Raw genomic sequence first — 5108 nt, 5'->3', positions numbered from 1 at the left:
TAAGAAAACAGTAGGGTTAATTTCAGTAGATCCTTCAAAACGTAAAACAGGAGGTGCTCTGTTAGGTGACAGAATTCGTATGAATGCGATTAATTCACCACGTGTTTATATGCGAAGCTTAGCAACACGTCAGTCTAATTTGGCACTTTCAAAATACGTTAATGAGGCTGTAGAAGTTTTAAAAGCTGCTGAATACGATTTAATTATTTTAGAAACGTCTGGTATTGGTCAATCAGATACTGAAATTTTGGAACACAGTGATGTTTCTCTTTACGTTATGACGCCAGAGTTTGGCGCTGCGACGCAACTAGAGAAGATTGATATGTTAGATTTTGCAGACTTGGTGGCTATCAATAAATTTGATAAGCGTGGTGCTCTAGATGCATTAAGAGATGTAAAAAAGCAATACATGCGTAATCATAACATGTGGCATGCTGACCCAGATACTATGCCAGTTTTTGGTACTATAGCTTCTCAGTTTAACGATCCTGGTATGAATACCCTTTATAAAGCAATTATGGATAAAGTGGTTGAGAAAACTGAGGCAGACTTAAAATCTACATTTGAGATTTCTAAAGAAATGAGTGAGAAGATTTTTGTGATTCCACCAGCACGTACTCGCTATTTATCTGAAATAGCTGAAAATAATCGTGCTTATGATAAAACAGCAAACGAACAAGTAGAGGTAGCTCAGAAATTATATGGTATTTACAAGACATTAGAATCTGTTTTAGATTCAACTCCAAGATTAGATAAAGCAGGAATTGATAGTGAATCTATTAGTTCTGGCACAGTGGAGAATCGAGACTTTGTAAAATTGTTAGTTAGTGAATTCGATCGTGTAAAACTAAATTTAGATCCATACAACTGGGAAGTTATAACAGGCTGGGACGAAAAAGTAAATAGATACAAAAACCCAATTTATTCCTTTAAAGTAAGAGATAAAGAAATAAAGATTGAAACACATACAGAGTCACTTTCACATACACAAATACCAAAAGTAGCTTTACCAAAGTATCAAGCTTGGGGAGATATTTTAAAATGGTGTTTACAAGAAAATGTTCCAGGTGAATTCCCATATACTTCAGGATTATATCCATTTAAACGAACAGGTGAAGATCCTACGAGAATGTTCGCAGGAGAAGGTGGTCCTGAGCGTACAAATAGACGTTTTCATTACGTCAGTATGGGATTACCAGCGAAACGATTATCAACGGCTTTTGATAGTGTAACACTCTATGGTAATGATCCAGACTACCGACCAGATATCTATGGTAAAATCGGTAATGCAGGTGTAAGCATATGTTGTTTAGATGATGCTAAAAAGCTGTATTCAGGATTTAATTTGGCAAATGCTATGACCTCTGTCAGTATGACGATTAATGGTCCGGCGCCAATGTTATTAGGATTCTTTATGAATGCAGCTATTGATCAACAATGTGAGATTTATATCAAAGAAAATGGTTTAGAAAAGGAAGTTCAAAAGAAGATTGATCTCATTTATAAAGGAAAAGAAAGGCCAAAATATAATGGTGATTTGCCAGAAGGTAATGATGGACTAGGATTAATGTTATTAGGAGTTACTGGAGACCAGGTTTTATCTAAAGATGTTTATGAAGATATCAAAGCAAAAACGATTGCTCAGGTAAGAGGAACAGTTCAAGCTGATATTTTAAAAGAAGACCAAGCTCAAAATACATGTATATTTTCTACGGAATTTGCATTACGATTAATGGGTGATGTTCAAGAGTATTTTATAGAAAATAACGTTAGAAACTTTTATTCGGTTTCTATTTCTGGATATCATATTGCAGAAGCTGGAGCAAATCCTATTACACAGTTAGCCCTTACGTTATCAAACGGATTTACTTATGTTGAGTATTACTTAAGTAGAGGCATGGATATTAATAAGTTTGGACCAAACTTGTCGTTCTTCTTTTCAAATGGTATTGATCCAGAGTATGCAGTTATCGGTCGTGTAGCCCGAAAGATATGGGCAAAAGCCTTAAAACATAAATATGGAGCTAACGCAAGAGCACAGATGTTAAAGTATCATATTCAGACGTCTGGTAGAAGCTTGCATGCTCAAGAAATTGATTTTAATGACATAAGAACCACACTTCAGGCCTTGTATGCGATTTATGACAACTGTAATTCATTACATACTAATGCGTATGACGAAGCCATTACAACACCTACAGAAGAATCCGTTCGTAGAGCGATGGCAATACAACTAATTATTAATAAGGAATTAGGTTTGGCTAAGAATGAAAATCCAATCCAAGGCTCTTTTATTATTGAAGAATTGACAGATCTAATAGAAGAAGCGGTCTTACTTGAGTTTGATAGAATTACAGAGCGTGGAGGGGTATTAGGTGCAATGGAAACCATGTATCAACGTTCAAAAATTCAAGAGGAAAGCTTGTATTACGAAACTTTAAAGCACAATGGTGAGTTTCCAATTATTGGTGTAAATACATTTTTAAGTAGTAAAGGTTCACCAACGGTTCAACCGGCAGAAGTCATTAGAGCAACTGAAGAAGAGAAAGAATCTCAAATACAAACATTGAAGCATTTGCATGCTGCACATGATACTTCAGACTTACTTAAAGAATTGCAACATAAAGCAATTAATAATCAAAACATTTTTGAAGCCTTAATGGAAGTTTGTAAAGTATGTTCGTTAGGTCAAATTACTTCAGCTTTATTCGAAGTAGGTGGGCAGTACAGAAGAAATATGTAAGCAGGATTCCTATTTTGATAAGCTTGCGCATTCAAAAATTATGAATATCGCTTATTCCGAATTTATTTCTAGATCTCATAATTTTAATTAGAATTAATTTAATGTCTTTTAAAAAATTACATCCTTTACTAAAAGAGTCTTTGGAACATTTAGGATTTCAAACCTCAAATCCATTTCAGAAAAAAGTATTGCCTATTCTCAAAGGTGGTGCAGATACTTATGTTATTGCACCAAAAGGAAGAGGAAAGACGACTGCACTAATAATAACAACAATTCATAAATTAAAAGCCTCAGCTTTTGAAGATTCACCCAGAGCAATTATTGTGGTGAAAGATAAATCAGATGCATTAGCATTAAAAGAGGAATTCGAAAAATTCACCAAAAATACTGGTTTGCGTATCTATACACTTTATGATGAATATGATATTGAAAAGCAGAAAACAGAAATTTACCCTGGTCAAGATATCGTAATTGCAACGCCAGCTAGATTAAGTAAGCTTTATTTTTTAAATGGTATTCACATGGGTGAAATACAACTATTTGCAATTGAAGATGCGGATTATTTAGGACGAAACAATGCTTATAATCATATCTTAAGATTATCTGAAAGTCTAAGCAAATGCCAATACATAATTATTGCTGATGAAATGAATTCTAGAATTCAAAACTATCAAAATGCGTTTATGAGTAATGCGCAACTGGTAAAGCAGCAATAGTTAAATTCGGTTAATGCACTATAAAGTCATCATCCAATTACGCTGTAGTTTTCTGAATTTTTTCAGTTCACCCTTTAATATTGGCAAATAGTCTTTACCGTTGCTTTTTGAGCGCTCTAACCTGCGACAATTGCTATAAAGTTGATTAGTGAGTCGCTCTAAACTCTCTAAATGTTGATGCTTTTTGTCGGAATAACGTTCGCGCTCCGCATTAATAATTTCTGGTGCAAGATTAGTAGATTGTTGCACAATATCGCCAGAGAAATAAATATTTGAATCCTCAGTACCATCTTCATTTAAATATGACAAATCTTGATTGAGATATGTAGATATACTTCTAGATAGCATAATGATATCCATAGCCTTTCTATATATCGGCAAATCAGAGAGATGAGATGGTAGGTTATAATTCATTTTAAATAGCAATACGCACGAAATTAAGGACAAATTGTAGTTTTTAACTTTAATAAATAAAGTAAAAACATATATTTGCTTTAATAATTGTGTTAATATTTGTAAAAAACCTTAAATGAATATCGATCGTCTTAATTGGAAGATTTTAAAGTGTCTGCAGGAAAATGCACGCATGTCTAATGCTGAGATCGGGAGACGAGTAGGTGTGAGTTCTCCAGCAGTAAGTGAACGTATTAAGAAAATGGAGGATGCTGAGATTATTGAAAGTTATACCACATTTATTTCTCCATTAGAAGCAGGGTATCAGTTAAAAGCATTAATAACACTAAGAGCGTTTATGGGAATGTTAAAGCCATTCTTAGAAAAGGTAAAAACTTTTGATGAGGTTGTAAATTGTTATCGTATTACAGGCAATGAGAATATTGTGATGGAAGTGGTTTTAAAAAATCAAAAACATTTAGAAGCATTCATTGATCAATTGATCAGTTATGGTGAAACCAAAACTCAGATTATATTATCACATGTTGTAAAACATAGTGAAATAAAACCATTGAGGTGAAGCACTAGTCTACAACTCCTGGTTGTTTTAATTGCCAATCGGATTTAGCTTTTTCATCGTCAACCATCTTTTTTACATCAGCTAATAATTTTTTAGCGTCGTAAATTACACCATCTTTAACAGTATATTTTACACCACCAACTCTAACCACTTCATTGTCTTCTGTAAGTTCAATTGCTCCAGTTCCGTAAAGTACTTTTAAATTTTCTAATGGATTTTCTTCTACGATAACAAAATCGGCAAACTTACCAATTTGAATACTACCAATTTTATCTTCCCAACCCAATGCTTCCGCTCCATTGAGTGTTGCAGCTCTGATAACTTCTAAGGGATGGAAACCAGCTTCTCTTAGTAACTCTAATTCTCTTACATACGCAAATCCATAGAGTTGATAAATAAAACCAGAGTCTGAACCTGCAGTTACTCTACCACCTCTGTTTTTATATTCATTAATAAATGTCATCCATAACTGGTAGTTTTTTTTCCACTCAATTTCTTGCTCTGTTCCCCAATAATGCCAATAACTTCCGTGACTTACTTTACTTGGTTCATAAAATTTCCATAATGATGGTAGAGTGTAATCTTCATGCCATTCTGCGCGTCTTGCACGATGTAAATCTCTACTAGCCTCATAAATATTAAATGTAGGGTCTAACGTAAAATCTAACTCTAAAAG

The 5108-nt window shown here is 33.9% G+C and carries 5 protein-coding genes; 3 read left to right on the top strand and 2 right to left on the bottom strand.

Annotation, left to right across the window (positions count from 1 at the left end; all coding sequences use genetic code 11):
* Together ACTG3Y_RS13150 and ACTG3Y_RS13145 are read left to right on the top strand one after the other, a co-directional pair.
* The coding region (locus tag ACTG3Y_RS13150) for a methylmalonyl-CoA mutase family protein (protein WP_439153379.1) at positions 1 to 2743 on the top strand (2743 nt) is incomplete at its 5' end.
* A 101-nt stretch (positions 2744 to 2844) separates the two neighbouring features.
* Positions 2845 to 3459: a DEAD/DEAH box helicase gene (locus ACTG3Y_RS13145; protein ID WP_439153378.1), complete on the top strand. Its 615-nt coding sequence runs from the start codon at positions 2845 to 2847 to the stop codon at positions 3457 to 3459.
* Between the two features lie 18 nt (positions 3460 to 3477).
* Here the strand turns inward: ACTG3Y_RS13145 and ACTG3Y_RS13140 are convergent, their stop codons facing one another.
* Positions 3478 to 3873 (bottom strand): hypothetical protein, encoded by a 396-nt coding sequence (locus tag ACTG3Y_RS13140; protein WP_439153377.1) that lies wholly within the window; start codon positions 3871 to 3873, stop codon positions 3478 to 3480.
* Between the two features lie 115 nt (positions 3874 to 3988).
* Between ACTG3Y_RS13140 and ACTG3Y_RS13135 the strand changes: the two genes are divergently transcribed.
* Complete coding sequence (locus tag ACTG3Y_RS13135; RefSeq protein WP_439153376.1) at positions 3989 to 4432, top strand: Lrp/AsnC family transcriptional regulator; 444 nt, start codon at positions 3989 to 3991, stop codon at positions 4430 to 4432.
* A 4-nt stretch (positions 4433 to 4436) separates the two neighbouring features.
* On the opposite strand, the gene ACTG3Y_RS13130 is transcribed toward ACTG3Y_RS13135, so the two are convergent.
* Positions 4437 to 5108: amidohydrolase family protein (locus tag ACTG3Y_RS13130; RefSeq protein ID WP_439153375.1), on the bottom strand; the 672-nt coding region annotated here is incomplete at its 5' end.

Source organism: Winogradskyella sp. (assembly GCF_965656915.1).
Taxonomy (GTDB): Bacteria; Bacteroidota; Bacteroidia; order Flavobacteriales; family Flavobacteriaceae; genus Winogradskyella.
Note: the sequence above shows the minus strand (reverse complement) of the source record. Positions and strands in the feature narration are given on the sequence as shown.

Coding starts and splice junctions, on each gene's coding strand:
- ACTG3Y_RS13145 (WP_439153378.1), top strand. CDS start 2,845: ATGTCTTTTAAAAAATTACATCCTTTACTAAAAGAGTCTTTGGAACAT.
- ACTG3Y_RS13140 (WP_439153377.1), bottom strand. CDS start 3,873: ATGAATTATAACCTACCATCTCATCTCTCTGATTTGCCGATATATAGA.
- ACTG3Y_RS13135 (WP_439153376.1), top strand. CDS start 3,989: ATGAATATCGATCGTCTTAATTGGAAGATTTTAAAGTGTCTGCAGGAA.